This is a genomic window from Tahibacter aquaticus (assembly GCF_004363655.1).
In the GTDB taxonomy this organism is placed as follows: domain Bacteria; phylum Pseudomonadota; class Gammaproteobacteria; order Xanthomonadales; family Rhodanobacteraceae; genus Tahibacter; species Tahibacter aquaticus.
Map to the genome: position 1 here is coordinate 603,788 of NZ_SNZH01000001.1, position 26,967 is coordinate 630,754.

Sequence of the window (26,967 nt, forward strand, 5' to 3'; positions counted from 1 at the left end):
GCAGACTGGCGCTAGCGCACGCCGTGCATCAGGCGGTTGATCAGCGGCGCAACCAGGAACAGCAGCACGCCGGCACCGAGCAGCGCCCAGAAGCCGAAGGTATAGCCCGACAGCGCCGAGCCCACGCTCATGCCCGAATCGCCGCTGACGTGCCCAGCGAAGATGCCCGACAGGTTGTTGCCGATGCCGGTGGAAAGGAACCAGCCGCCCATGCCGAAGCCGACCAGGCGTACCGGCGCCAGCTTGGTCACCATGGACAGGCCGATCGGCGACAGGCACAGCTCGCCAACAGACTGGATCACGTAGACCATGAACAGGGTCCAGAACGGAATCTTGCTGTTGCCGTCGACGAGGTGGGTCAGCGCATACATCAGCAGCAGGAAGGCCAGGCCGTTGAAGATCAGGCCGAGGGCGAACTTGCGCGGGATGATGGGGTTGCTGTTCTTCATCGCCACCCAGACCCAGGCGACCAGCGGCGCCAGCGCGATGATGGCGAGGGAGTTGACGCTCTGGAACCAGGCCGTCGGGAACACCATCCAGCCGAGGTTGCGCTCGACGATGCTTTCGGCCAGGAAGGTGAACGAGCTGCCGGCCTGCTCGAAGAACATCCAGAACAGGATATTGAAGGCAAAGATGATCAGCATCGCGATGGTCTTGTCGCGCGCGACGGCACCGTTCTTGATGCCTTCGATCATCAGCGTCACTGCCAGCGCCGTGAACATCGCCGTGAGTACCCACTGCAGCGTTTCGGCGCCGAGTGCCAGCAGGAAATAGGCCAGCGGAATCACCACGATGGCGCCGATGATCACGTACAACACGCGCTCGCGGCCCGGTGCTTCCGGCAACGGTGCGCCGATGCCCTTGAGCTGGGCACGGCCGAAGTAGAACCACACCAGCGACAGCAGCATGCCGATGCCCGAGGCAATGAACACGACCTTGTACGAGGGCATGCCGCCGGTACCGAACACGTTCTCCGCCAGCAGCTGGGTGATGATGGGTGCGGTGAAGCCACCGACATTGATGCCCATGTAGAAGATGGTGAAGCCGGAATCGCGGCGCAGGTCGCTCAGCGCATACAGCTTGCCGACCATGGTCGAGATATTCGGCTTGAACATGCCGTTGCCGACGATGATCGTGGCCAGGCCGAGTTTGAAGATTTCCTGGTTGGGGATGGAAATCATGAACAGCCCGGCTGCCATGAACACGGCGCCGACCAGGATGGATCGCTGGTAGCCGATGATGCGGTCCGCCACATAGCCGCCGCCGATGGCACCGGCATAGACCAGGGCCAGGTAGGAACCGTAGGTCAGGTTGGCCGCAGCCTGGCCGGCAGGGTTGCCGTCATAAAACTGCGCGACGATATACAGCACCAGCGCCCAGCGGATGCCGTAGAACGCGAAGCGCTCCCAGAACTCGGCCATGAACAGCATCCACAGCGGCTTGGGATGCCCCATGAATTGTGGAAAATCGGGCGGCGCGGGCTGCTCGCCCGTGGTGGCAGAACCGCTCATGCGGTGGATCCCCTGCTGATTGGGTGGAAAAAGAGTCGTGGAGCCGCTTGGCGGCGCGACGAAAGAGCCAAATCTTTAACCGCTGCGCCTGTGCCAAGTCAAACCCGCGCTTTGCTGCGCTGCGACATAAACCGTTTGCACAAAGGCGTCCGCGGGCTTGCCCAAGCGCTGCCACGGCGGCGCCGGCAAGGCCGCCGCTGCGCCGTGGCGGCCCGGCCTCAACTGCCGATCACCGTGCGCACTTCGAACAGTTCCGGGAAAAAAGTCAGCTCCAACGCGCGTTTGAGAAACGCCACGCCAGACGAACCGCCGGTGCCGCGGCGGAAGCCGATGATGCGCTCCACCGTCTTCATGTGGCGGAAACGCCAAAGCTGGAAACTCTCTTCCAGGTCGACGAACTGCTCGCACAGATGGTAGGCAGACCAGTATTGCTCCGTGTTTTCGTAGATGCGGCGGAACACATCGATCAGTTCCGGATGGCGCTGGTAGGGCTGCGACCAGTCGCGCTGCACGCAGACCTGGGGTACGCCATGGCCCTTGCGCGCCAGATGGCGCAGGAATTCGTCGTACAGGCTGGGCGCCTGCAGAATCTGCATCAGTTGCTGCTGCTGTTCGGGCGCATGGGCGAACACCGCGATCATGTCGGCATTCTTGTTGCCCAGCAGGAATTCGATGCTGCGGTACTGATGCGACTGGAAACCCGATGCCGGCCCCAGCACATGGCGGAACTGCAGGTATTCCGACGGCGTCAGCGTTTCCAGCACGGCCCATTGTTCGAACAGCTGGCGCTGGATCTGCTTGACCCGGGCGAGAATCTTCAGGCACGGATCGATGTCGTCCTCGGCCAGGTGCGCAATCGCGGCGCGCAGCTCGTGGATGATCAGCTTCATCCACAATTCCGAGGTCTGGTGCTGGATGATGAACAGCAGCTCGTCGTGGTGCTGCGGCTGCGACAGCGGCAGCTGCGCCGAGAGCAAGGTGTCCAGCTGCAGATAGCCGCCGTAGCTGACCCGGTCCTTCAGGTCGGTGGTAATGCCGGCTTCCAGTTCGCGCTTGATCGTGTCGGTCACGCCCGCAACTCCGCAAAGTTATCCGGACAAGCATACGCGATCAGGGCCGCAGTACCGGCTACTATGCCGTTTCGGCTGGCTCTTGACGGCGGCGTTTTGTTGCGCCCGATCTTGCTTCGCCGGGGTCGCCTTGCTATCAAGGCAACCCTTCGACTGGCGCGTTCCGCTGCAGCACTGGATCTGCGCGCGCACCGGTCACCGACGCGGCCAGCCCTGCGCCACCGCGTTTTCGCCGGCTTATTGCCGCTGCTCGCCCTGTTGCGCCACTCGTTGGATCAAATCTGCGGAGGCTTTCGTGTCCATCGCCGCCAGTTTCGAAATCGAATACCTGCAATACCTCGACGCGGAAGGCAAGCTCGTCCGCAACGACCTGCCCGAGTTCGCCAAAGACGCCAAGCAACTCGTGGAGCTGTATAAAACCATGAGTTTCGTGCGCGTGTTCGACAGCAAGGCGGTGGCGCTGCAGCGCACCGGCAAGCTGGGCACGTATGCGTCCTGCCTGGGCCACGAGGCGGCCCATGTCGCGATCGGCTCGGCCATGCACATCGACGACGTGTTCGCGCCGATGTATCGCGAGTACGGCGCCCAGTTCGTGCGCGGCGTGAAGCCGCGCGAAGTACTGATGTACTGGGGCGGCGACGAGCGCGGCAACGACTTTTCCGGCCCGGCGCACGACTTTCCCTGGTGCGTGCCGATTGCCACCCAGTGCCTGCACGCGGCCGGCGCCGCGCTGGCGTTCAAGATCCGCAAGGAACCGCGCGTCGCGGTCAGCGTGGTCGGCGACGGCGGCTCGTCCAAGACCGACTTCTACGCCGCGATCAACATGGCCGGCGCGCAGACCCTGCCCTACGTCAGCGTGATCGTGAACAACCAGTGGGCGATCTCGGTGCCGCGCAGCGCCCAGACCGGCGCCAAGACGCTGGCACAGAAAGGCATTGCCGCCGGACTGGAATGCCTGCAGGTCGACGGCAACGACCTGATCGCCATGCGCACCGCCATGGACTACGCGATCAAGCGCGCCCGCCACGGCCACGGCGGCATGGTGATCGAGGCCGTCACCTATCGCCTGTCCGACCACACCACCGCCGACGATGCGCGCCGCTACCGCGCCGACGGCGAAGTGAAGGCTGCCTGGGAGCGCGAGCCGCTCAAGCGCCTGCGTGCGTACCTGGTGGCGCAGAAAGCCTGGAGCGACAAGCACGAGGAAGCCTGGAAGGCCGAGTGCGAAAAGATCGTCGACGTGGAAGTGAACGCCTACCTCGAAACCAAGGTACAGCCGGTAGAGGCCATGTTCGACTTCGTCTACGCCGACCTGCCGCCAGACCTGCAGCAGCAACGCGCGCAGGTGCTGGCGCTGGAAAAGCGCTGACCGTCCGCGGCGCCGGGCGATGCCGGCGCTGGAACCTGCCGCCGCGCATTGGCCGCGACAGCAGGCGAGCAAACAGATTCTGGAGCGTTCCCTGATGGCGCAAATTACCCTGATCGAAGCGATCACCATGGCCCTCGCCCACGAGATGGCCGCCGATGCGTCGGTGATCGTGCTGGGCGAAGATGTCGGCGTGAACGGCGGCGTGTTCCGCGCCACCGCCGGCCTGAGCGAAAAATTCGGCCCGGTGCGCGTACTCGACACGCCGCTGGACGAAACCACCATCGCCGGCGTGGCCGTGGGCATGGCCACGCAAGGCATGAAGCCGGTGGCCGAAGCGCAGTTCGACGGCTTCGTCTATCCCATGGTCGACCATATCGTCTGCCATGCGGCGCGCTTTCGTACGCGCACCCGCGGCCGCCTGACCTGTCCGCTGGTGCTGCGCGTGCCCTGGGGTGGCGGCATCCGCGCGCCGGAGCATCACTCGGAAGCGAATGAATCCATCTTTACCAATGTACCAGGCTTGCGCGTGGTGATGCCGTCCTCGCCCTCGCGCGCCTACGGCCTGCTGCTTGCGGCGATCCGCGATCCCGATCCGGTCATCTTCTTCGAACCCAAGCGCATCTACCGCCAGTACAAGGAAGAGGTCGCTGACGACGGCGAAGCCTTGCCGCTGGATGTCTGCTTCGTGCTGCGCGACGGCAGCGACGTGACCCTGGTGACCTGGGGCGCGCAGGTGAAGGAAACGCTGGAAGCGGCCGATGCGCTGGCGAAGGAAGGCATCAGCGCCGAAGTCATCGACGTGGCGACGCTCAAGCCGCTGGATTTCGACACCATCCACGAATCGGTGAAGAAGACCGGCCGCTGCGTCATCGTGCACGAGGCGCCGCGCACGGCGGGCTTCGGTGCCGAAGTCGCCGCGCGTCTGGCCGAGCACGCCATGTACGACCTGGTCGCGCCGGTGGAACGGGTGACCGGCTACGACACGCATATCCCGCTGTTCCGCCTGGAAATGAAATACCTGCCCAGCGTCGAGCGCATCGTCGCGGCGGTCAGGCGCACGCTGGCGGCGAGCTGAGATGATGGCCAGGCTGCTGCGCGACTATCGGCGGACATACGCCGACCCCGTGCGCTTCGCCAGCGGCGAACGCGTGACGCTGGGCGCGCGCGACGGCGAATGGCCGCAATTCATCTGGGCCACCGACGCCGGCGGACGCAGCGGCTGGGTGCACGAGCGCTATCTGGATACGACCACCGGCACGACGGCCAGCGCCGTGCGCGACTACTCGGCGCTGGAACTCGATGCCAATGCCGGCGAACGCGTACGCCTGATCGAAGAGGCCGGCGGCTGGTACTGGGTTGAAAACGAATGCGGCGCGCAGGGCTGGCTGCCCGCGCGCGATCTGTCTATGGAACAGGAACGAGGCGACGCATGAGCACGATCAAGACATTTTTCCTGCCCGATCTCGGCGAGGGCCTGCCCGACGCCACTATCGTCGAATGGTCCGTCAAGCTGGGCGACATCGTACGCCTGGACGCGCCGCTGGTATCGATGGAAACCGCCAAGGCCGTGGTCGAAGTGCCTTCGCCGTATTCCGGCAAGGTGATCAAGCTGTACGGCGCCAACGGCGACGTGATCGTGACCGGTGCTGCGCTGATCGACGTCGAACTCGACGCCAGCCTGCCGCAGCGCGCCGAAGCGCAAGACACCGGCCATCATCACGGCGGCGGCCACGCCGCCGCGGCACATGCCGCGGCCACGCCGCAGCCGGAATTGCCCAAGGGCGCCGGCGAACCCACACCGGCCGGTTCGCCGGAGAAAGTCATCGCCTCGGACGAAGGCGGCGAGATCAAGACCGGCGAGGCCAAGCCGCGGGAAGACTCCGGCACCGTGGTCGGCGCAATGGAAGCCAGCAACCGCGTCGTGGCCGAACAGGCGGTTTCGGTCGGCGGCGTCAAGGCCATGCCGGCGGTGCGCGCATTGGCAAAAAAGCTTGGAGTGGATTTGTCCCGCGTCAGCCCCAGCGGTGCCGACGGCGTGGTCACCATGAACGACGTCAAGGATGCGGCCAAAAACGGCATCAAGGCGGCACCAGCCCCTGCCGCTGCGCCGGCTGCCGCGCCGGCACCGGCTGCAGCGCCCCCCGCAGCGGCGGCACCGCAGCGCACTGCTGTTTCGGCCGGCGGCCAGCCCATGCGCACCGCGCCGCCCAGCGCACCCGCAGCGCTGGGCCAGCCGGAACAGCTCAAGGGCGTGCGCCGCAACATGGCGCGCGTGATGGCCGATGCCCACGCCAAGGTCGTGCCGACCACGCTGTGCGACGACGCCGACCTGCACGCGTGGCAGCCCGGCAACGACATCACCGTGCGCCTGCTGCGCGCACTGGTGCGCGCCTGCAAGGCGGTGCCGGCACTGAACGCCTGGTTCGACGGCGACAACCTCACCCGCACCCTGCATCCCCATGTCGACGTGGGCATAGCCGTGGATACGGAAGACGGCCTGTTCGTGCCTGCGCTGCGCAATGCCGACGTGCTCGATGCCGCCGGCCTGCGCCAGGCCGTCAACCGCCTGCGCGATGCGGTGAGAAACCGCTCCATCCCGGCCGACGAGTTGAAGGGATATACAATTTCCCTTTCCAACTTCGGCGTATTCGCCGGCCGCTATGCCACGCCGGTGGTGGTGCCGCCCTGTGTGGCCATCGTCGCCGCGGGCAAGCTGCGCTACGAACTGGTGCCGGTGATGGGCGGCGTGGAAACCCACCGCCTGATGCCGCTGTCGCTGACATTCGACCACCGCGCCGCCACCGGCGGCGAGGCTGCGCGCTTCCTCAAGGCCATGCTGGACGACCTGGCCCTGTCTGCCTGATTCGTCCCCGAGCCGCCGCAGCGACGTGCCAGCACATCGCTGCGGCGGCCCCGTCCGGTACAGGCGCAGCCGTGCAAAAGGACGGCCGCAAGGGCCACTGGCGGGAACCTGAAACTTTCCAGCGCCGCGAGCGCTTGCCCCCTCCCCCGGCGCCGCGAATACAGTAACGCCTCCACAGCGCGAGCCGCCGCCATGCACCACAGCCGTTTGTGTACTTTGGTAATCGACTGCAAAGTCGACGATCTGGCCGAGTCCGCGCAGTTCTGGAGCCAAGCCCTGGGCAAGCCCATCGCCAGCCTCGACCAGGACGGCGACGGCCGCTATGCCGAGCTGGAAACGGCCGACAACGAACCGATGATCCTGCTGCAGCGCGTGGATCACGACAGCCGTGTCCACCTGGATATCGAATCCGACGATGTGGCCGCCGAAGCCGCCCGCCTGGAGGCACTGGGCGCGAAGAAGATTGCCTTCCGGCATGAACGCTGGTGGGTGATGGAAGCGCCGAGCGGGCATCGCTTCTGCGTCGTGCGCCGGCAGCGCGTGCAGTTCGGCCCGCACCTCAACCGCTGGGAATGACGCGCCGGCGCGGCGATCAGGCGCCGCAACGGTCCAGCCTGCGCCGCAGCAGCGCCGCGGCGCCCAGCACGAACAGGAACGCCGCATAGCCCCACAAGGTGGCGATCACCTGTTTCCAGATCGCACCGCCAAAGCCGATATTGGCCGCGTAAGCCCAGTACATGGCCGCGGCGCTGGCCAGCAGCGCCAGCAGCAAGGCCGCCAGGTCCAGGCCGCGCCGCGCCGCACCGGCCGGACGTGCGGGAAAGCGCCAGTAGACCCAGGCGAGGATGGCGAACCAGGGCGAAAACAGGATCAGGGCAAGCAGGCTCATGGTGGCAGCTGGCAGAAAAGCGACAGACCCACAATGTAGCCTGCGCAGTGCCCAGGCCATACGGCGTAATGCCGCAGATCAGTTGCTACCGGCGCAGTCGCGCCTATTCGGCCAGTGCCGCCAGGGCCGCCTCGACGTCGGCTGCACTGACACCTTCGCCCAGTTGCAAGGCCACCGGCGCCGCTGCCAGCGACGCTGCCGCGCGCAGCGCGGCTATGTACTGGCCGGCCAGCTTGGGCGATTCCAGGCCGGGGCTTTGCAGCAGCAGGCGCTGGTCGGCATCGATCAGCTTGAAATAGAACAGGCCGTCGGCTTCGCGGTATTGCTTGAACTGGGGCTTGCCGGCCTTGCCCAGGTCGTCGCCCTTGGGCTTTACGACCTGATCGCGGAAATCGCGCAGGCCTACAGCCGCCCGCAGTTCCTGCAGCAATGGCCGGGCAATGCCGCGCGCCCTGGCTGCGCCGGCCTGCAGGATGTCCTCGATCTGGCCCGGCTGCGCAATCAGCGTTTCGTAGCGCGCGCGCATCGGCGCAATATCGCGCTCCAGCCGCTCGAACAGGCGCTGCTTGGCTTCGCCCCAGCCCAGGCCGTCGGCCAGGGCGGCGCGGAAGCCGGCACTGTCCTCGGCGCCGGCAAAGGCGGTGTAGATCGGCATCAGCGCCGAGCTGTCCGGATCCTTGGCTTCGCCCGGCAGTTTCGAATCGGTGACGATGCGGGCGATGGTTTCCTTGAGCTTTTTCGCGCCGCCCTCGAACAGCGGCACGGTGTTGTCGTAGCTCTTGGACATCTTGCGTCCGTCCAGGCCGGGCAAGGTGGCGACGCTCTCCTCGATCGCCGCTTCCGGCAGGGCGAAATACTCGCGGCCGTTGCCGAACAGGTGGTTGAAGCGCGCGGCGATGTCGCGCGCCATCTCGATATGCTGGATCTGGTCGCGGCCTACCGGCACGCGCTGCGCGTTGAACATCAGGATGTCGGCGGCCATCAGGATCGGATAGCTGTACAGGCCCATGCTGATGCCGGCATCGGCATCCTCGCCCTGCGCCGTATTGGCGTCGACCGAGGACTTGTACGCATGCGCCCGGTTCATCAGGCCCTTGGCCGTGACGCAGGTCAGCAGCCAGGTCAGTTCCGGTATTTCTGGAATATCCGACTGACGATAGAAGTACACCTTGTCCGGATCGAGGCCGCAGGCCAGCCAGGTCGCAGCGATCTCCAGGCGAGAACGAGCGATGCGGGCCGGATCGTCGCATTTGATCAGGGCATGATAATCGGCCATGAAATAGAACGAATCGACATTGCCGCGGCTGGCCTCGATGGCCGGGCGGATAGCGCCGACATAGTTGCCCAGGTGTGGGGTGCCGGTGGTAGTGATGCCGGTAAGGACGCGGATCTTGCTCATGGCACAGCGCGCTACAGAAGGCCGGCCAGTGTAGCCAAAGGCCGCCGCCGGCGCGAACCGGCGTCCAATGCGCACCGCAAGCCTGTGCCCCCGCGTAGTGGAAATTGACTGGCCTACGCGCCCTGCCGGCGGAATACTCGGGGCTGCGCCAGTAGCGAGGCTCCCATGCCGGCACGATTCGAACTCTTCCAGGACGCGGCAGACAATCACTACTTCCGCCTGTGCGACGAATACGGCCGCGTACTACTGACCAGCGTCGCCTGGCCCAGCCGCCGCATCGCCTACGGCCACGCGTTTTCCCTGCGCCAGCGCGTCGGCGACGACCGGTATTTTCGCGTCGCCGCACACGGTACGCCGCATTTCCTGTTCGTCCATGCGGGCCTGACCATCGCCCGCAGCGCCGCCTTCGCCAGCGATGCAGACCTCGTACAAGGACTGCACCAGCTGCGCGAACTCGCGCCGCAGGCGCTGCTGGAGGATTGCATACCCGGGCAATAGGCCCAATCCCGTGTAAATCCTTATGCCAGGCTCTGGCGAGCGCTGCCTGGGCGCAGGATACTTGCCATTACAGGGGAACCGATTCGCAAACCGAAAACCGAGGAGCTTTCCCATGGCAGGCAAGTTCACGATCTTCAGCGGCAAGAGCGGCAAGACTTACTTCAACCTCAAGGCCGGCAACGGCGAGATCATTCTCGCCAGCCAGGGCTATGTGGACAAAAGCGGCGCGCGCAACGGCGTCGTTTCGGTGAAGAACAATGCCGGCAACCCGGCCCGCTTCGAAAAGAAGGTCGCCAGCAACGGCAAGTTCCATTTCAGCCTGAAGGCCGGCAACGGCCAGATCATCGGCAACAGCGAGATGTACGACAGCGAGAAGGCACGCGACGCCGGCATTGCCTCGGTCGGCGCACACGCGGCCAACGCAGGCCTGGTCGAAGAATAGGCCGGCGGCGCTGCAGCTGAGCCGCGCCAGAATGCCTCTGGCGCGGCAGGTGCTGTTGCGGATGCGGACAGATCGCTAACCCCGGCCCGGGAAGGGTCGCGTTTGACCGGGCGCTTCCCCACCTGGAGTTCCGTCATGTCCCTGCGTCACTACGGCTTGCTAGCCTTGAGTCCGCTGCTGTTCGCCGCTACCGCGGCCCAGGCCGGGCGCCTGGTCGACGTGCAGATCGTCGACCGCGATACCGGTTCCGTACTTCCCCAGTATTCCCATCGTTCCGACCAGTACGTGCCCGGCGCTCCCGGACACCGCTACGCCGTACGTATCGTCAACAGCAGCGGCCAGCGGGTCCTGGCCGTGCTGTCGGTCGATGGCGTCAACGCCATCAGCGGCGAGACCGCCGCCACGCAGCAGACCGGCTACGTACTGGAGCCCTACCAGAGCACCGAAGTCGCCGGCTGGCGCAAGAACATGAACGAGATCGCCGCGTTCGAGTTCACCACCCTGAGCCAGTCCTATGCCGCCCAGACCGGCCGCCCTGGCAATGTCGGCGTGATCGGCGTGGCGGTATTCCGCGAAAAATACATACCGCCACCGCCGCCTCCGCCGCCGGTCTACCGCAACGACCGTATCGCCGCCGAAGCCGAAGCCGGCAGCCAGAGCGAAGACAAGCGCGCCCGCCGCGAACCGATTCCCATGCCCAAACCCGGCATGGCGCCGCCGGCCTCGGCCACGGGTGCCGCCGCCGATAGCGCTGCCCGCGCCGCGCCGCAGAAACAGGAATCCCTGGGCACCGGCCACGGCCAGCGCGAAACCAGCTCGGCCAGCTATACCAATTTCGAGCGCGACAGCAGCAAACCGTATGAGATCGTCGCGATCCGCTACGACTCCTACGCCAATCTGCAGTCCCGCGGCATCGTGCCGCGCCGGCAGCCGCCGCGGCCGCAGCAGCCCAACCCGTTCCCGGAAAACTTCGTGCCGGATCCGCCGCGCCACTGGTGAAGCGCAGGCTGCTTACTCACGCATCAGCGTCGACTTGCCGAACAGACTTTCGACCAGGTCGACTGCAAGCTTGGCAGTCATGTTGCGCTTGTCAAAGGCGGGGTTCAGCTCGACGATGTCGACAGAACCGACCCGGCCGGTATCGGCGATCATTTCCATCACCAGCTGCGCCTCGCGGTAGTTCGGGCCGCCACGCACGCGCGTACCCACGCCCGGCGCGATGGACGGATCGAGGAAATCCACGTCGAAGCTCACGTGCAGGTGGGTGTCGGCATCGACGCCTTCCAGCGCCTCTTCCATCGCACGCTTGACGCCGATCTCGTCGATATAGCGCATGTCGTAGATGTCGAGGCCGACATCGCGGACCAGTTTCTTTTCGCCCGGATCGACCGAGCGGATGCCGATCTGGCGGATCTGGTCGGGCCGCAGGGCCGGCGCCGGACCGTTCAGCTCGGTCAGTTCGCGCGGCCCGTAGCCGCACAGGCAGGCGACCGGCATGCCGTGGATATTGCCGGACGGTGTGATCACGCTGGTATTGAAGTCCGCATGCGCGTCCAGCCACAGCACGCGCAGTTTGCGTCCCTGCTCGGTACACCAGCGCGCCACCGCGCCGATCGAGCCCATGGCCAGGCAATGGTCACCACCGAGCATGATCGGCAGATAGCCCTGGCCGAGTTCCCGATAGATCGCGTCGGCCACGCTGCGGTTCCAGGCCACGACCTCGTCGAGGTGACGATAACCGGCTTTCGGCGGCTGCCAGGGATTCATCGGACCGACCAGATTGCCGCGATCCACCACTTGCAGGCCGCGCTCTTCCAGCGCATGAGCAATACCGGCGACACGCAGCGCCTCGGGCCCCATAGAAGCGCCACGATGGCCGGCGCCGATGTCGGTAGGGGCGCCGATCAGGGCCACCGGAGGGTAATTCTTCATGCTAACAGCACCGGCAAAGAACCCAAGGATAGCCCACGCATGCCTGCGGCGGCGTACTGCCGCCCGCCCGGCGCTTCAGCCATGCAGCCCTGGCGCCGACTGCGTGGCATGACATTGTCTAGCGCGTACGGCCACTACCCCCGCGCGTGAAGCAACGCCTGCACCAGCTGCGCCACCGGCGCGGCGAGCAGGGCGACCAGTTCCTCCACCGTTTCCCGCTGCGCATTCTCGCCCCGCAGCCATTCGGCGATGCGCGCATCCAGCGGCCGTGCCAGCGCGCCGATCTCGTCGAAGCCATAGGCCGGCGCCGATCCGCTCAAGCGGTGCACTTGCTGCTGCAATTCCACCAGCAGTGCACGGTCGAGCGAATGCTCCAGTAGCCGCTGCCAGTGCGCTTGCAGATCCTGGCCTTTCTGCGGCAAGGAGTTCAGATAACGCAGGCGCAGTTCGTCGAGCTTGTCCATGGAATGAGTACGCCATTTTCCGTACGGTTACGTTTCGTCGGCAACGTAACAGGAACCAGCCCTTTCGCGCTGGAACGTTACATTTTTTCTCTTCTGATGCGAAATTCGGCGCTGGTGGTACTGTGTCGCTCCCCGAACCCAGGAGGCAGTAATGAGCGGACTAGTCGATGCAGTAATGGCACAGATCGGCGACAACGAGATCGATGCCATTGCGCAGCAATTCGGCCTCAGCCAGGGCCAGGCCCAGTCAGCCATCGAGCAGACCCTGCCGCTGATGGTCGGTGCCATGGCCAAGAACACCGCCACCGAAGACGGCGCGAATGCCTTGCACAGTGCGCTGGGCGCACACGAAGGCGTCGATCTGGGCGGCCTGCTGGGCGGCCTGTTCGGTGGCAGCGGCGCTGGCGGCAGTGCGTCGGGCGGCGGCGGTCTGGGCGGCCTGGGAGATCTGGGCGCACTGGCCGGTGCGGTACTGGGTGGCATGGGCGGCAGCAGCAACGCGCCGGGCGGCCAGCTGGACCAGGGCACAGGCGGCGGACTTGCCGGCGGCATCGGCGGCGCCATCCTCGGCCATATCTTCGGCAATCGCCAGGGCAAGGCCGAACAGGGCCTGGGCCAGACCACCGGCCTTGGCAGCGTGAACGCCGGCCAGCTGATGGCCATGCTGGCGCCGATCGTGATGGCGGTGCTGGCACGCATGAACAAGAAACAGGATCTCGGCCCGGGCGGACTTAGCGATATGCTCGGCCAGGAAACCCAGCGCACGCGCCAGTCCGGCGGTGTCGGCGGCGGCCTGCTCGGCGCCGTGCTCGACCGCGACGGCGACGGCGATGTGGATTTGTCGGATTTGCTAAATGTTGGCAGCAGCGTTCTTGCTGCCTCGCGGCGTTGATCAACACCAGGAGATGAGCATGGGACTGTTCGATTTCATCAAAGACGCAGGCGCCAAGGTGCTGGATGCAGTGGCCAACCCGGCCAAGGCACCCGAGCAGATCAAGGAGCACATCGAAAAGGAAATCGGCGTCAAGGACGTCGACGTGCAATGGGTCGACGGCACCGTGAAGATTACCGGCGACGCCGCTACCCAGGCCGACAAGGAACGGCTGATCCTTGCCGCCGGCAATATCAAGGGTGTGGAAAAGATCGAAGACAACGTGACGGTAAAGGAAACCGGCTCAGAGTCGCGCATGTATACGGTCAAGGCCGGCGACACCCTCAGCAAGATCGCCAAGCAGTTCTACGGCAATGCCAACGACTACGAGAAGATCTTCGAGGCGAACAAGCCGCAGCTGAAGAGCCCGGACAAGATCTATCCAGGGCAGATGCTGCGCATTCCCTGAGAGGGTCGAGCAAGCGTCCGGCCTTTGGTTTCTTTGCTCTGCCGCTTGTCTCCACAACCCCGCCAAACCCTTGCGTTGCAAGGGTTTGGCGGGCCCCTTGACTCAAGGGGGCTCCAGAAGCAACGGCAGGTTTCGCGTCGTTGAGAAACTCCCTGGCCCGGATCGGCTGGCGCAAGGCGCTATGCTCGTCCGGGCTACTTTTTTGCGGATCGACATGAGCACAAGCCTTAGCCAAACCAGCCCCGTGCAGCGGCCAGGCCGCAGCGACATCGAAGCCGCCGCCGCGCGCCTGGGCGCGCATATCCGCGTGACACCGGTGATAACGCCCGGCGCGGGATTCGCGGCTGGCGCCGAGGTGGTGCTCAAGCTCGAATCGCTGCAGCACACCGGCTCGTTCAAGCCGCGCGGCGCCTTCAACACGGTGCTCGAACAGACCGAGGCGGCAGCCAACGGACTGATTGCTGCGTCCGGCGGCAACCATGGCGCTGCAGTCGCCTATGTCGCGCGCGAGCTTGGGCTGCGCGCAGAAATCTTCGTACCCGAAATCGCCGCGCCGGCCAAGATCGCACGCCTGCGCGACTACGGCGCCACCTTGCACGTGGGCGGACGCAATTTCGCCGAAGCACTGGCCGCGAGCGAGCAACGCCAGCAACAGACCGGCGCGCTGGCCGTACATGCCTACGACCAGTTCAGCGTGGTTGCCGGCCAGGGCACCCTGGCACGCGAATTCGAGCAACAGGCCGGTCGCTTCGACAGCATTCTGGTCGGTGTCGGCGGCGGCGGCCTGATCGGCGGGCTGCTGGCCTGGCACGGCAGCAGCACGCGCATCGTCGCGGTGGAACCTCGGCGCAGTTGCGCCATGAACGCAGCCCTGGCCGCAGGTATGCCGGTCGATGTCGAGGTTGCCGGCATCGCCGCGGACTCGCTGGGTGCGCGGCGCATAGGCCACATCGCGCTGGCGCTGGCGCAGCACGCCGGCATTGCCAGCGTGCTGGTCGAGGACGACGCCATCGCCGCCGCCCAGCGCCAGCTCTGGACGCAGTTGCGCGTCGTGGCCGAACCCGGCGGCGCCGCGGCACTGGCCGCCCTGCTCAGCGGCGCCTATCTGCCGCAGCCGGGCGAACGCGTCGGCGTAATCGTCTGCGGTGCGAATACCGATCCGGGGCTGGTTGCCTGAAGCCTGCCACCTGATGGCCTGCAATGGATGAATCGGAACAGGGCTCAGGTCGGACGGGCAATGCAGAACGCCGCCGCGGAGCAAGGCCAACAGCCCAGGCTATTGGCCGGGTAAGCGGCAAGCCCTGCGCAGCCAGGGCAAGCGAGCTGTTTTTGATTCATCCGTCACAGGCCACTAGCCTTTGCCGATCGCCGCTTCGAGCTTCTTCACCCGCTCTGCCGAGGCCGGATGGCTGGACAGCAGATCGGCCTTGCCGCCGCCGAGCTTGCCCAGCTTCTGCATCGAGCTGACGGATGCCTTCAGGTCGACCTTGTTGCGCTTGAGCAGGTTCAGGCCGTACTGGTCGGATTCCAGTTCGTTCTTCTGCGAATGCTGCGCCTTGATCACGTTCTCGACGATGCCGCCGAGTTCCGACTGCGCCACGGCTCCGGCCGCATTGCCGCGGCTGGCCACGCCCTTGCGCGCGGCCTGGGTCAGGTAAGCGGTCTTGAAGCGCGCCTTGGCGTGGCCGTTCTTGACGTGGCCGATTTCATGGCCGATGACGAAGCGGATCTCGTCGTCGCTCATCAGGTCCATCAAGCCGCTGTAGACGCGGATGGAGCCGTCGGGCAGGGCGAACGCATTCACTGTTGGCGATAAATATACTTTGTAGTTCAACGACAGGCCGTCGACCTTGCCGTAGCCGGAGGTCAGCCTGGCCAGGCGCTGGGTGTACTTGTCGCCGCCGCCGGCGATCGTGTTCTTCGCATCGAACGCCTTGGCCGATTCAGCACCGAGCTTGGCCACGTCCGCGTCGGAAAGACTCAGGCCCTTCATCGCATCGGCGCCGGCATCGAGCAACTGTTCGTTGTCGCTGCCACCTTTCTTGCCGCCGAGCAGGCCGCCCAGGCCCAGGCCTTTCTTGTCGTCCGCCTGCGCCAGCGTGGCGAGCAGGAGCAGCGCAACAGCGGCGGCCAACGATTTGCGTATTCCGAAATGCATGGGTTGTACCTCGTGCAGTGAAGACTTGTTCGCCACGCGCGACGACACAGCACGCGCACGGCGCCATCACACTACGACGAAAAACAAGCGCAGGAACCGGAAATTTTTCACAGCACAACCATGCGCAAAAGTACTGAAAAAACTTCCTCCATTAGGTTGCGACGGCCATTGACGCGGGCAAGCCGTACGGCGGCGACAGACACTTCGCCGTACGGCTACACCGGCGCTGCACTTATTGCGTAGCGTAGAGTTTCACGAGTTCATGCAGAAACCGGCGCCCGTCCAGCAGCGATTTCACCCGGATGCGTTCGTTCAGACCGTGGGCGCGGCTGCCTTCGGCGTCGTGGAACATGCCCGAGATGCCGTAGGTCGGAATGCCGGCCGCGTTGAGGAAACGGCCGTCGGTCGCACCAGTGGATTGGGTCGGCACAATGGCCACGCCAGGCCAGACGCGTTCGGCCACCTTGCGCACCGGATCGAGAATTTCCTTCGACAGCAGCGGCGGCGGCGACGCCAGTTCGGCCTTGCCCGACAGCGACAGCGCGATCTTGTCGTCGGCAATCAGTTCCGCCAGCTTGGCCTTGACCGATTCGATCGGTTCGCCCGGCAGGATGCGGCAGTTCACATTCGCCTTGGCCCGCTGCGGCAGTGCGTTCGGCGCGTGGCCGCCGTCGATCATGGTCGGCGTACAGGTTGTGCGCAGCGAGCCGTTCCAGCCGGGATTGCGCGCCCACAGCCGTTGCGCTGCCTGCTCGTCCGGCGGATCGCGCAGCACGGCCAGCATGTCCTGCGCCACGGCGGCATCGGACAGTTCGGCCTGGCGCTGGAAATACGCCCGTGTGATCGGATTGAGGCGGATGGGGAACTGGTAGGCACCGATGCGCTCGACCGCACCGGCCAGCTGCACGACGGCGTTGTCCTTGACCGGTCGCGAACTGTGGCCGCCCGGGTTGGTGATCTCCAGATGGAAGTCCTGGTAGACCTTCTCGCCGGCCTGCACTTGCAGCGCGACCGGCTCGCCGCGGGCATTCAACTCGCCGCCGGCGCCTTCGTTGATGACAAACGCGGCCTTGAGCACCTCGGGCCGGGTCTGCATCAGCCATTCCACGCTGTTGAAAGTATCTGAGGTTTCCTCGCCGCAGGTCAGCGCGAGCTTGATGCCGCGACGCGGCTTGAAACCTTCGGCCTTGTAGCGGATCAGGCTGTCGGTGAACACCGCCGCCATGGCCTTGTCGTCGCTGGAGCCGCGCGCATAGAAGAAGCCGTTTTCCTCGACCAGGGTGAAGGGATCGCGCTCCCAGTCCTCGCGCCGCGCCTCGACCACGTCCAGATGGGCCAGCAGCAGGATGGGCTCGGCCTTGGCATCCGTTCCGGGGTAAAGCGCGATCAGGGCGCCGTCCTTGGGCCGCTCCGGCGGCGCCAGGATCTGCATGTCGGCCTCGGCCAGGCCCGCCGCCTTGAGCCGCGCGGCCATGGCCTCGGCAGCATTGGTGCAGCTGCCTACCGACAGGGTGGTGTTGATCTCGACCAGTTGCTTGTACAGCGCACGGAATGCAGTTTCGTCCGCCGTGGGCGGCTTGGCCTGGGCGGCAGCGGCGAGCGACAGCAACAGCAGTGACGCAAACGCAGATCGATACATGGCCATTCCCGGCAGGTGGATGGCCAAGCCTAGCCCAGGCGGCTCCGCCGCGGCCTGGCCCGGAAGACCTGTCCGACCAAAGTCGCGCCGGCCTCGCAGTCCGCCTGGCCCGTCCCGGCCGGCGTGCCGGCTCAGGTCTTTGCCCTGGCCTTCCACAAGGCAAGAATTTCCTTTTCCCGCTCGGCGGTGAGCCCGGCGCGCAGCTTGGCCTGGCGTTCGGCCGGCTGTGCCTGCAGCCAGGCCAGGGTATCGGCGGCGGTTGTCGCCAGCGGACGGAAGTTGAGCCCCTTGTCGAGCGCCTTTTTGTTGCTGCGCTGGGCAAAGCCGGCCGAATCGCCGTCGGCCGGAACCCATGCCGGCATGTCGCTCCAGGGCGAAACCTTGTTCGCCGCGAGGAAATCTGCCGGTACCCAGGTGAGCTGCGCGCCGGCTGTGGTGGTGGCGCGGATGCCGTGCAGCAAGGCTTCCATGCTCAAGGCATAGTCCGGACCGGTTGCGTTGTAGATGCCGTAGGCGCGCTGCTCGGCCATGCGGATGGTCCATTCGGCCAGGTCGCGCGCATCGATGAACTGCACCGGATCCTTGCCGCTGCCCGGCGCCAGCACCTCGCCGCCGCGCTGCAACCGCGCCGGCCAGTAGCTGAAGCGGTCGGTCTCATCGCCCGGGCCGACGATCAGGCCCGGCCGGATCACTGTCGTGGCGTCTTTGAACCACTGTTGCGCCTCGCGCTCGGACAAGGCCTTGAGCGGGCCGTACAGGCCCATGTCGGCCTTCACGCTGTCCTGGGTTTCGGCCATGGCGTCTTTGCCGGCATACGCCGCCAGCGCCGCCGTTTCGTCGGCGCCGGCCGCCGCGCTGGATGCGTACACCGAAATGGTAGAAATGAAAATGTAATGACCCACCCTGCCCTTGAGCACCCTGCCCGCGTCGCGTACCCAGAACGGCAGCGTGGTCGGATTATCGATGCAGACATCCCATTCGCGGTCCTTCAGCGCCGCCAGGTCGCCGGTATTGCGGTCGCCGAGCAGTTCCTCGACCTCGCCCGGCCATTCCTTGGGCTTTCTGCCGCGGTTGAACAAAGTGACCTTGTGGCCACGGCCCAGCGCATAGCGCACCTGGTGCGGACCAGTGAAGCCAGTGCCGCCGAGGATCAGGATGCGCAAGGGCCTGGCCGGTTCCGGCGCTGCGGCCTGTGCCAGCGGAAACAGTCCACGCAAAGCGCCACAGGCGCTGGCGGTGGCGACAAGTTGCAGCCATTGGCGGCGATCGATCATGGGCGCATTCCTTGGATGAGCAGGATCAAAGCGGTAGCGGCAGGACGAAAGGCGGCGTGGCCAGGCCCATCTGCCGCCAGCCTGGCAACAATGCCATGGCCCGCCGGGCGGCCGACAGCGGCACTGCAGCAAACGCGGATGACGCCCGTCGCCGCGTTCGCACCCGCCGCGCAGCGCCTGCCTGGCCTGGCCTGGCCTGCCGCGGCAGCGGGCAGACATGGCGGAGGCCTTGCGTCGATTTAAGACCAGCCGCCTCGCCAAGGCCTGCGCAGGAAGTCAGGTGGATGTTGCAACGATCGCGTTGTAGTCCTCGCCGCACCCAGACTTTGCGGCGCAATTCGCTGCGCTCATCGCGCCCTACGTTGTCGGACGCGGCTTGCGTGACACGCCTGGGCAAGCCCCGCGCCGCAGCATGGTCGCGGTTGGCCCTGCCCGGCCGGGGTCGGGCACAATCGGCGCATTGCTCTGGAGTCGCCCCATGCCCACTGCCCTGCTCAGCCAGCTCTATCCCGCGCACCTCGCCACGCTGCAGCAACGCACCAGCGCCGCACTGGAACGCGCCGGCCGCGATCACCTGGTCATCGCCGCCGGCCAGCCGCACTACCAGTTCCTCGACGACCTGCCCTATCCGTTCCAGGTCAATCCGCATTTCAAGCAGTGGCTGCCGGTGACCAAGGCACCGGGTTCCTGGCTGGTGATCACGCCCGGCCAGCGGCCCCGGCTGATCTACCTGCAGCCGCACGACTATTGGCACGTGGTGCCGGAAGCCCCGGCCGGCTACTGGGTAGAGCATTTCGACATCGTCATCGTGCGCGAGGCGCGCGAAGCCGCCGCCTACCTGCCGCCGCAACCGCAGCGCTGCGCCATCCTCGGCGAAACCGCGGCTGGCATCGACGAGCACGTGCCCGACAACACGCAGGCCGTCATCGACTATCTGCATTACCAGCGCGCCTGGAAGACCGACTACGAACTGGCCATGATGCGCGTCGCCTCGCACCTGGCTACGCGGGCGCATCGCGCCGCTGAGCAGGCCTTCCGCAGTGGCGCGTCCGAATACGGCATACAGATGGCCTACCTCGCCGCCGCGCGCGAGACCGAGAACGAACTGCCCTACGGCAATATCGTCTGTCTCAACGAGCACGCCGCCGTGCTGCACTACACCAACCTCGAACGCAATCCGCCGCTGCATTCGCGCTCCTTCCTGATCGATGCCGGCGCGAGCTATCACGGCTATGCCAGCGACATCACGCGCACCTATGCCGGCGCGGACGCAGCGGAGTTCCAGCAGCTGGTCGACGCGGTCGACGCCGCGCAACAGCAGTTCTGCGCCCAGGTGACGCCCGGCAAGGACTATGCGCAACTGCATGTCCATGCCCACCATGTACTCGCCGGTATCCTGCACGAGCAGGGCTTTATCCGCATGAGCGCGGAAAGCGCGGTCGAGAGCGGTGTATCCGGCGTGTTCTTCCCCCACGGCCTGGGCCATTACATTGGCCTGCAGGTGCACGACGTCGGCGGCTTCCAGCAAACGGATGCGGGCGGCAGCATCGCCAGGCCGGCCGGGCATCCCTATCTGCGCCTGACCCGCACCATCGACACCGGCCAGGTCATGACCATAGAGCCCGGCCTGTATTTCATCGACATGCTGCTGGCCGAACTGAAAAAACGCCCCGAAGCGGCCGATGTGAACTGGGAAAAAGTGGACGCCTTCCGCCGCTACGGCGGCATCCGCATCGAAGACGACGTGGTCTGCGGCGAAACGCCGGAAAATCTGACCCGCGACGCCTTCGCCGCACTGGGCTGAGCATGCCGCACACCGAAATGCGTAAGTCATACTGACATCGTCACACCGGCTAACCATGCGCGACCCCGACAAACTGTTCGACCGCAACCGCGAAGTAAACCGCCAGCGCCGCCTGCTGGAGAAACTGGCCTCGCCGCGCCTGTCGATGACGCTGATTTCCCTGCTCACTGCCGGCAGCGGCTTCCTCGCCTCGTGGCTGTTGCTGCTGGCCGGTATCCATACGCTGTGGCTGCGCTATCCGCTGGCGACCGCGATTGCCTATCTGGTGTTTCTGCAGCTGTTGTGGATATGGCTGCACCACAACCGCGACGACAGCAGCGGCGAGGCCGAAGATCTGGCCATCGAACTCGTCGACAGCAGCAGCTACGGCGGCGGATCTTCCAACGGCAGCGGCTGGGATTTCGATCTCGATGGTGGCGAGCTGCTAGGCGTCGTGCTGGTTGCGCTGGCAGCGCTGGCAGCGCTTGTCTTCGCCGCGTTCTCCATTGTTTCCATCGCGCCACTGCTGCTGGCCGAGCTGCTGGTCGATGTGGCCCTGGCCGCCGGTCTATACCGTCATGTACGCGGAATGGACCGCAACCGCTATTGGCTCAGCACGGCCCTTGCCCACACACTCTGGCGCTTCGCCGCCGTCGCGGTATTGGCTGGCCTGGCCGGCGCACTGATGCAGTGGCTGGTACCCGGCGCCGATTCCATCGGCGACCTGTTCCATCGCTGACCATTCGCCGCGCCGTCAAGGCCCCCCGTATGAGCAATGATCCACCGATTACCGAACTGCTGGCGCGCTGGCGTGCCGGCCATCGCGATGCCGATGACGCACTGATGCGCGCGGTATATCCGGTACTGCGCGAACTGGCCCAGGCGCGGCTGCGCAAGGGCGCAGCGACCCCGACCCTGCAGGCTACCGAGCTGGCCAACGAGGCCTACGCCCGCCTGCACCTGGCGCGCCATACCGACTGGCAGAGCCGGGCACACTTCTTCGCCATCTCGGCCAAGATCATCCGCGGCCTGGCGGTAGACCACCTGCGCGCACGTGGCAGCGAGAAGCGCGGCGGCGACCAGGTACTGCTGCCGCTGGAACTGGCGCACGAGCAGCCTGGCGACGAGGCCGCCGCGTTCGACGTGCTCGGCGTCGACGAAGCGCTGACCGAACTGGAAAAGGAAGACCCGCTGCTGGCGCAGATCGTCGAGCTGAAATTCTTCTCCGGCCTGGACACCGACGAAATTGCCGAAACCTGCGGCATTTCCCGTTCCAGCGTGGTGCGCCGCTGGCGCTATGCACGCGCCTGGCTGGCCGACTGGCTCAAGTCGCGCTGAGCGCCGGGGCATGACCGCGCCTGCGCAACACGTGCAGCAATTGTTCGCCGAACTGGCCGACCTGCCTGAAGCCGCCTGCGCCGAGCGGCTGCAAAGTATTGAAAGGGAAAACACCGCATTAGCCGCACGCCTGCGCGAACTGCTTGCCGCCGATGCGCAGATCGCCGACGCACCGACCCAGCCGCTGCGCGAACTGCGCGGCCTGGAGCTGGCCGCGGAACTCGACCCTGGCATCGTGCGGGGCTATCGCCTGCTCGACCGCCTGGGTGCCGGCGGCATGGGCACGGTCTACCGTGCGCAAAGCCTGGCCGATCCGGCCGAGCAGGTAGCCATCAAGTTCCTGCGCGCCGAACGCGACGACGCGGCGCTGCGCCGACGCTTCCAGCTGGAGGGCCGCGTGCTGCAAAGCCTGCAGCATCCAGGCATCGCCCGGCTGGTAGAAAGCGGCGAAACCAGCAATGGCACGCCCTACGTCGCCATGGAACTGATCGACGGCACCAGCCTGCTGGCCTATGCCGATGCGCAGAAGCTCGACCTGGAGCAGCGCCTGGGCCTGCTGCTGAAGGTCTGCGCAGCGGTGACGCATGCGCATGCGCGCCGCATCGTGCATCGGGACATCAAGTCCAGCAATATCCTGGTCGATGCGAAAGGCCAGCCCAAGCTGCTGGATTTCGGCATCGCCAAGCCGCTGCACGCGGGCTTCGGCCTGCAGCACCTGGAACGCACGGCCACGGCACAGCGCTTTTTCTCGGTCGGCAGCGCCGCACCGGAACAGCTCAGCGGCGATGCCAGCGGACCAGGCTGCGACATCTACGCACTGGGTGCCTTGTTATACGAATTGCTTTGTGGCGAAGCGCCGCTGCCCTTGCAGGGACTGAGCGCCGGCCAGGTCGAACAGGCCGTACTCAAGCAGGTGCCGCAGCCCCCGTCGCTGCGCCTTGCCGGCCTGGCCGCGGGTGTCGCCAATGCGCGGGCGCGCCAGCGCGGCCTGGCCGACCGCAACGCGCTGGCCGACCGTCTGCGCGGCGAAGCCGACCGCATCTGCGCCAAGGCGCTGCGCAAGCAGAGCGCCCAGCGGCACGCTTCGGTAGAACAGTTCGCACGCGAATTGCGCGCACTGCGCGCCGGCGGCGGTGCCGCCAGGCCGTGGCAAGGCCTGCTGCTGCGGCTGCAGGCGCGTCCGCTCTGGCTCAGCGCAGCAGCGGTCCTCGCTGTGCTGGCCGGGCTGCTGCTGTGGCATTCGCTGCGGCCGCAGGCGATTGCGCCGGCCAGGCTGCCGCTGGAAGCCACCGGCGATGCGGCCACACTCGCACCGGCACAGACCACTGCGGTTGCCAGCGTCGACTCAGCGACACTGCTGGCCCTGGCCGAAGCCGATCTCGCCCAAGGTGCCGACGATGACGCCCTGCGCCGGCTGGAGCAGGCCGAGGCAACGCTGCCAGCGGGCGAAGCCGCGCAATCGGCGCGCTTCCGGCTGCTGCTGGCCCGCGCCACCGCGGCCACGCGCCGGGGTTACATCGCCCTGGCCGAACAGAGCCTGGACCAGGCCGAAGCCCTGGCACCGGACCCAGGCCAGCGCATCGGACTGGCCTTGCAACGCAGCCGCCTGCTGCAGGCGCGCGGCCGCCCCGACGAAGCCGCCGCACTGCTGCGCGAGCTTGCCCAGCAGACATTGCCGCAGCTTGATGCGGAAGACCCGCACAGCAGGAAGATTAGACAGCAATTGCAAGAAATGGACGTGCCCGCCGCCGCGGCGGTAGCGACACCGGCGGGCAGCGTGAGTACGGCATCGGCTGGCTTCGACGCGCAGGCATTGCAGTCCAGCCTGGAAGCCATCGCCGCCCAATTGCGCCAGGCCAGCGACGAAAACGGCGACGGGGACGCGCCGTCGTCGGCAGCCAGCCTGTCGCGGTGGCAGGAGCGCCTGACCACGGCAGCGGCGCCGGTGACGGCAGATCCGTCCGACAGCGCCGCAGCACAGCTGGAGACGCTGGTGCAACAGGCCTGTTCGCTCAATGCGCAAGGCCGCTACGGCGAGGCTCAGGGCATACTGGCCACCGCGCTGGAACTGCACCGCAACGAACCGGCTTTGCGCCATAGCGACAGCTATCGCGTCGGCGTACTGGCCCGGGCCGTCGCCGACCATGCCACTGCGCGCGATGCCGATACCGCCGCGCGCCTGCGTCACGAACTCGGCCGCGAGGCCTGGCTGTCCAGCGATGCCGGCCGCACACGCTGGCGCGAACAGGCAGCCCTGGCAGGGAAGCTCGGCATCACGCCGTGAGCCCGTTGTCGTGCGAAGCGACACCGCGACGGTGCAATTCGCTGCGCTCATCGCCCCCTACAAAAACGCACCCTGCAAAAACGCGCCGCCCTCGTAGGGCGCGATGAGCGCAGCGAATTGCGCCGCACAGTCTCGCCAGCCGCCGCGCACTCAGTGATAGCCTGCGTCCGCCGCCACCTTGCCGCGGAATACGCGATACGAATACGCGGTATAGAACAGCACGGCCGGCAGCATGATGGCCGCACCGACCAGGGTGAAACCCTGGCTCGACGGGGGCGCGGCGGCCTGCCACAGGCTCAGGTCCGGCGGCACGATATTCGGCCATATGCCCAGCACCAGCCCAAGGAAACCCAGGCCGAAGAAACTCAGCGACAGCAGGAACGGGGCCAGCTCGCGATTGCGGATCACCGCAAACCAGAGCGCGGCCGCATTCAATGCCGTCAGCAGCGGTACCGGCGACAGATAGAGAAAGTTCGGCAGGGTGAACCAGCGCTGCATCAGCTGCGAGTCCAGGAACGGCAGCGATACGCTGACCAGGAACATGCAGCAGATCACCACCAGCATCAGCGGCCGGGTCAGGTCGAAGGCGATGCGCTGCAGCCGGCCTTCGGTCTTGAGAATCAGCCAGGTTGCGCCAAGCAGGGCATAGCCGAAGATCAGCGCCACGCCGGTCAGCATTGCGAACGGCGAAAACCACCCCAGCGCACCGCCGATGTACTTGCCTTCCTTCAGCGGCATGCCTTCCACCAGCGCGCCAAGAATCACCCCCTGGGCAAACGCCGCAGCGACCGAGCCCAGGTGAAAAGCCACGCCCCAGACCCAGCGCGAACGTTCGGCCTTGAAGCGGAATTCGAACGCGACGCCACGGAATACCAGCGCGATCAGCATCAGCAGTATCGGCAGGTACAAGGCCGACAGAATGACCGCATAGGCGCGGGGAAACGCCGCCATCAGGCCGGCACCGCCCATCACCAGCCAGGTTTCGTTGCCGTCCCAGATCGGTGCGGCGGTATTCATCATATGGTCGCGCTGGTGCTCGTCGTCGGCGAACGGCGCGAGTATGCCCAGGCCGAGGACGAAGCCGTCGAGCAGCACGTACATCAGCACGCCGAAGCCGATGATGAAGAACCAGACCACGGGCAGCACATCATGCAGGTTCATGGCATTTCTCCGGCCGGCGGTGCGGCCGACAGCGGCCGTGCCGGCGTGGCTTCCGGTTCGACCCGCGGCGGCGCAGATTTCGGCCCGGCCAGGAACAACCGGTACAAGTACCAGATGCCAAAACCGAACACGACGGCGTACACCACGACGAAGCTGCTCAAGGAGATGATCACGCTGGTCAGGTCGACACCGCTGAAGGAATCGCGCGTGCGCAGCAGGCCGTAGATGGTCCAGGGCTGGCGGCCGATCTCGGTGACGTACCAGCCGGCCAGCACGCAGACGAAACCCGACGGCAGCATCAGGGCGAACGCACGCAGATACCAGCGGCTGTCGAACAGGCGCCCGCGCCGCCACAGCAGCAGGCCGAGGGCGGCCAGGCCCAGCATGCTGAAGCCCAGGCCGACCATGAGGCGGAAAGCGAAGAACACGGGCTTTACCGGCGGCCGTTCGTCGGGCGGAAAATCCTTCAGTCCCTTGACCTCGCCGTCGAGCGAGTGGGTCAGGATCAGACTACCCAGATACGGCACGTCCACCGCGTAGTGGTTGGTTTCGGCCTTTTCGTCGGGCCAGGCGAACAAAGTCAGCGGCACGCGCCGCTCAGTTTCCCAGCGAGCTTCTATGGCCGCCAGCTTGGCCGGCTGGTGTTCGCGCACGTTGAGCCCGTGCAGGTCGCCGGCCAGGATCTGCAGCGGCACCACAAGTGCGATGAAGGCGACCGCGCAGCGCAGCATGGTCCTGGCCTTGTCGACCCACTGGCCGCGCAGCAGGTAGATCGCGGCAACGCCGCCGATCACGAAGGCCGTAGTCAGGAAGGCCGCCAGCACCATGTGCGCCAGGCGATACGGGAACGAGGGATTGAAGATCACTGCCCACCAGTCGGCCGCCTGGTAGATGCCGTCGACCACGACATAACCAGCCGGCGTATGCATCCAGCTCGACGCGGAAATGATCCAGAACGACGACAGCAGCGTGCCCAAGGCGACCATGCAGGTGGCGAAGAAATGCGTACGGTCGCTGACCTTGCGCCAGCCGAACAGCATCACGCCAAGAAAGGTGGCTTCGAGGAAAAACGCGGTCAGCACTTCGTAGTTGAGCAGCGGGCCGAGGATATTGCCGGCCTTGATCGACAGGTTCGACCAGTTGGTGCCGAACTGGAAACTCATGACGATGCCCGACACCACGCCCATTCCGAAGGCGACGGCAAAAATCTTCAGCCAGAAAAAGTACAGGTCGCGCCAGAGATCGGTACGCTTCCACAGCCACATCGCCTCTACAAAGGCGAGCCAGCTGGCCAGGCCTATGGAAAAAGCGGGGAAGAGGATATGAAACGAAATCACGAATCCAAATTGGACGCGTGAAAGGAACTCGGCATCGGCCATGACTGCTCCACTGCGATGCGCACCGTCGTTGCCGGCCCGATGCCGGCAAGCGCCGCAACAGCCTGGCGGCGGGTGCGGATGCGCTTTTGTCCCGGCCCTGTGCCGGTATCTAGTCTTCGTGTTGCGCGGCATTATCCGCCTCGTTACGGTGGCGCAGCCCTGCTGCGGCAACGT

General features: G+C 66.0%; 26 protein-coding genes. 15 read left to right on the forward strand and 11 right to left on the reverse strand.

Annotated elements, in window-relative coordinates; translation table 11 throughout:
- Positions 1-11: 11 nt before the first annotated feature.
- Both DFR29_RS02395 and kynA read right to left on the reverse strand, forming a co-directional pair.
- Positions 12-1,511: a peptide MFS transporter gene (locus tag DFR29_RS02395; RefSeq protein WP_133816946.1), complete on the reverse strand. Its 1,500-nt coding sequence runs from the start codon at positions 1,509-1,511 to the stop codon at positions 12-14.
- 218 nt (positions 1,512-1,729) lie between these two features.
- Positions 1,730-2,581: a tryptophan 2,3-dioxygenase gene (kynA, locus tag DFR29_RS02400; protein ID WP_133816947.1), complete on the reverse strand. Its 852-nt coding sequence runs from the start codon at positions 2,579-2,581 to the stop codon at positions 1,730-1,732.
- Positions 2,582-2,876: 295 nt separating this feature from the next.
- On the opposite strand from kynA, the gene pdhA reads away from it, so the two are divergent.
- The 5 genes from pdhA (at position 2,877) to DFR29_RS02425 (ending at position 7,389) form a co-directional block, all read left to right on the forward strand.
- Positions 2,877-3,950, forward strand: coding sequence for a pyruvate dehydrogenase (acetyl-transferring) E1 component subunit alpha (gene pdhA, locus DFR29_RS02405; protein WP_133816948.1), 1,074 nt, complete (start codon positions 2,877-2,879; stop codon positions 3,948-3,950).
- Positions 3,951-4,044: 94 nt separating this feature from the next.
- Positions 4,045-5,025 (forward strand): alpha-ketoacid dehydrogenase subunit beta, encoded by a 981-nt coding sequence (locus DFR29_RS02410; protein ID WP_341829844.1) that lies wholly within the window; start codon positions 4,045-4,047, stop codon positions 5,023-5,025.
- 1 nt (position 5,026) lies between these two features.
- A complete protein-coding gene (locus tag DFR29_RS02415) occupies positions 5,027-5,383 on the forward strand; it encodes an SH3 domain-containing protein (RefSeq protein WP_133816949.1) in 357 nt (118 codons plus the stop codon).
- Positions 5,380-6,813 (forward strand): dihydrolipoamide acetyltransferase family protein, encoded by a 1,434-nt coding sequence (locus tag DFR29_RS02420; RefSeq protein WP_133816950.1) that lies wholly within the window; start codon positions 5,380-5,382, stop codon positions 6,811-6,813. The genes DFR29_RS02415 and DFR29_RS02420 overlap by 4 nt, the downstream gene beginning before the upstream one ends.
- Positions 6,814-7,005: 192 nt before the next feature.
- Entirely contained in the window at positions 7,006-7,389 is a 384-nt protein-coding gene (locus DFR29_RS02425; protein WP_133816951.1) for a VOC family protein, read from the forward strand.
- 16 nt (positions 7,390-7,405) lie between these two features.
- On the opposite strand, the gene DFR29_RS02430 is transcribed toward DFR29_RS02425, so the two are convergent.
- Both DFR29_RS02430 and DFR29_RS02435 read right to left on the reverse strand, forming a co-directional pair.
- Positions 7,406-7,702 (reverse strand): hypothetical protein, encoded by a 297-nt coding sequence (locus tag DFR29_RS02430; RefSeq protein ID WP_133816952.1) that lies wholly within the window; start codon positions 7,700-7,702, stop codon positions 7,406-7,408.
- Positions 7,703-7,805: 103 nt separating this feature from the next.
- Positions 7,806-9,101 (reverse strand): tryptophan--tRNA ligase, encoded by a 1,296-nt coding sequence (locus DFR29_RS02435; RefSeq protein WP_133816953.1) that lies wholly within the window; start codon positions 9,099-9,101, stop codon positions 7,806-7,808.
- Between the two features lie 165 nt (positions 9,102-9,266).
- Here DFR29_RS02435 and DFR29_RS02440 point away from each other — a divergent pair, with 165 nt between their 5' ends.
- The 3 genes from DFR29_RS02440 (at position 9,267) to DFR29_RS02450 (ending at position 11,040) form a co-directional block, all read left to right on the forward strand.
- Positions 9,267-9,599, forward strand: a complete 333-nt coding sequence (locus tag DFR29_RS02440; protein WP_133816954.1) for a YegP family protein — start codon at positions 9,267-9,269, stop codon at positions 9,597-9,599.
- 112 nt (positions 9,600-9,711) lie between these two features.
- A complete protein-coding gene (locus DFR29_RS02445) occupies positions 9,712-10,041 on the forward strand; it encodes a YegP family protein (protein ID WP_133816955.1) in 330 nt (109 codons plus the stop codon).
- Between the two features lie 135 nt (positions 10,042-10,176).
- Positions 10,177-11,040 carry a hypothetical protein gene (locus DFR29_RS02450; RefSeq protein WP_133816956.1) on the forward strand — a complete coding sequence of 288 codons (864 nt, stop codon included), beginning with the start codon at positions 10,177-10,179 and terminating at the stop codon, positions 11,038-11,040.
- 12 nt (positions 11,041-11,052) lie between these two features.
- On the opposite strand, the gene rocF is transcribed toward DFR29_RS02450, so the two are convergent.
- Together rocF and DFR29_RS02460 are read right to left on the reverse strand one after the other, a co-directional pair.
- On the reverse strand, positions 11,053-11,973 hold the full coding sequence (gene rocF / locus DFR29_RS02455; protein ID WP_133816957.1) for an arginase: 921 nt from the start codon (positions 11,971-11,973) through the stop codon (positions 11,053-11,055).
- A gap of 134 nt (positions 11,974-12,107) precedes the next feature.
- Complete coding sequence (locus DFR29_RS02460; protein ID WP_133816958.1) at positions 12,108-12,437, reverse strand: Hpt domain-containing protein; 330 nt, start codon at positions 12,435-12,437, stop codon at positions 12,108-12,110.
- Between the two features lie 151 nt (positions 12,438-12,588).
- On the opposite strand from DFR29_RS02460, the gene DFR29_RS02465 reads away from it, so the two are divergent.
- The 3 genes from DFR29_RS02465 to DFR29_RS02475 all read left to right on the forward strand — a co-directional run bounded on the left by DFR29_RS02465 (position 12,589) and on the right by DFR29_RS02475 (position 14,954).
- Positions 12,589-13,329: a DUF937 domain-containing protein gene (locus tag DFR29_RS02465; protein WP_133816959.1), complete on the forward strand. Its 741-nt coding sequence runs from the start codon at positions 12,589-12,591 to the stop codon at positions 13,327-13,329.
- Between the two features lie 19 nt (positions 13,330-13,348).
- A complete protein-coding gene (lysM, locus tag DFR29_RS02470; protein ID WP_133816960.1) occupies positions 13,349-13,777 on the forward strand; it encodes a peptidoglycan-binding protein LysM in 429 nt (142 codons plus the stop codon).
- A 214-nt stretch (positions 13,778-13,991) separates the two neighbouring features.
- Positions 13,992-14,954, forward strand: a complete 963-nt coding sequence (locus tag DFR29_RS02475) for a serine/threonine dehydratase (RefSeq protein WP_133816961.1) — start codon at positions 13,992-13,994, stop codon at positions 14,952-14,954.
- A gap of 174 nt (positions 14,955-15,128) precedes the next feature.
- On the opposite strand, the gene DFR29_RS02480 is transcribed toward DFR29_RS02475, so the two are convergent.
- From DFR29_RS02480 to DFR29_RS02490, 3 genes are all read right to left on the reverse strand, one after another.
- Complete coding sequence (locus DFR29_RS02480) at positions 15,129-15,935, reverse strand: M48 family metallopeptidase (protein ID WP_133816962.1); 807 nt, start codon at positions 15,933-15,935, stop codon at positions 15,129-15,131.
- A gap of 232 nt (positions 15,936-16,167) precedes the next feature.
- Entirely contained in the window at positions 16,168-17,574 is a 1,407-nt protein-coding gene (locus DFR29_RS02485; RefSeq protein WP_243745932.1) for a M20/M25/M40 family metallo-hydrolase, read from the reverse strand.
- 131 nt (positions 17,575-17,705) lie between these two features.
- Positions 17,706-18,848 (reverse strand): NAD-dependent epimerase/dehydratase family protein, encoded by a 1,143-nt coding sequence (locus tag DFR29_RS02490; RefSeq protein ID WP_133816964.1) that lies wholly within the window; start codon positions 18,846-18,848, stop codon positions 17,706-17,708.
- A gap of 478 nt (positions 18,849-19,326) precedes the next feature.
- Here DFR29_RS02490 and pepQ point away from each other — a divergent pair, with 478 nt between their 5' ends.
- From pepQ to DFR29_RS02505, 4 genes are read left to right on the forward strand one after another with little or no spacing between them, the layout of a single operon-like run.
- Positions 19,327-20,652 carry a Xaa-Pro dipeptidase gene (gene pepQ, locus DFR29_RS02495; RefSeq protein ID WP_133816965.1) on the forward strand — a complete coding sequence of 442 codons (1,326 nt, stop codon included), beginning with the start codon at positions 19,327-19,329 and terminating at the stop codon, positions 20,650-20,652.
- A 55-nt stretch (positions 20,653-20,707) separates the two neighbouring features.
- Positions 20,708-21,370, forward strand: coding sequence for a hypothetical protein (locus DFR29_RS28930; protein ID WP_166653823.1), 663 nt, complete (start codon positions 20,708-20,710; stop codon positions 21,368-21,370).
- A gap of 29 nt (positions 21,371-21,399) precedes the next feature.
- Positions 21,400-21,969 (forward strand): ECF-type sigma factor, encoded by a 570-nt coding sequence (locus DFR29_RS28935; protein WP_166653824.1) that lies wholly within the window; start codon positions 21,400-21,402, stop codon positions 21,967-21,969.
- Positions 21,970-21,979: 10 nt separating this feature from the next.
- Positions 21,980-24,253 carry a serine/threonine-protein kinase gene (locus DFR29_RS02505; protein WP_166653825.1) on the forward strand — a complete coding sequence of 758 codons (2,274 nt, stop codon included), beginning with the start codon at positions 21,980-21,982 and terminating at the stop codon, positions 24,251-24,253.
- Between the two features lie 150 nt (positions 24,254-24,403).
- Here the strand turns inward: DFR29_RS02505 and cydB are convergent, their stop codons facing one another.
- Both cydB and DFR29_RS02515 read right to left on the reverse strand, forming a co-directional pair.
- Positions 24,404-25,414, reverse strand: a complete 1,011-nt coding sequence (gene cydB, locus DFR29_RS02510; protein ID WP_133816968.1) for a cytochrome d ubiquinol oxidase subunit II — start codon at positions 25,412-25,414, stop codon at positions 24,404-24,406.
- Complete coding sequence (locus DFR29_RS02515; protein WP_133816969.1) at positions 25,411-26,793, reverse strand: cytochrome ubiquinol oxidase subunit I; 1,383 nt, start codon at positions 26,791-26,793, stop codon at positions 25,411-25,413. The genes cydB and DFR29_RS02515 overlap by 4 nt, the downstream gene beginning before the upstream one ends.
- Between the last annotated feature and the right edge of the window lie 174 nt (positions 26,794-26,967).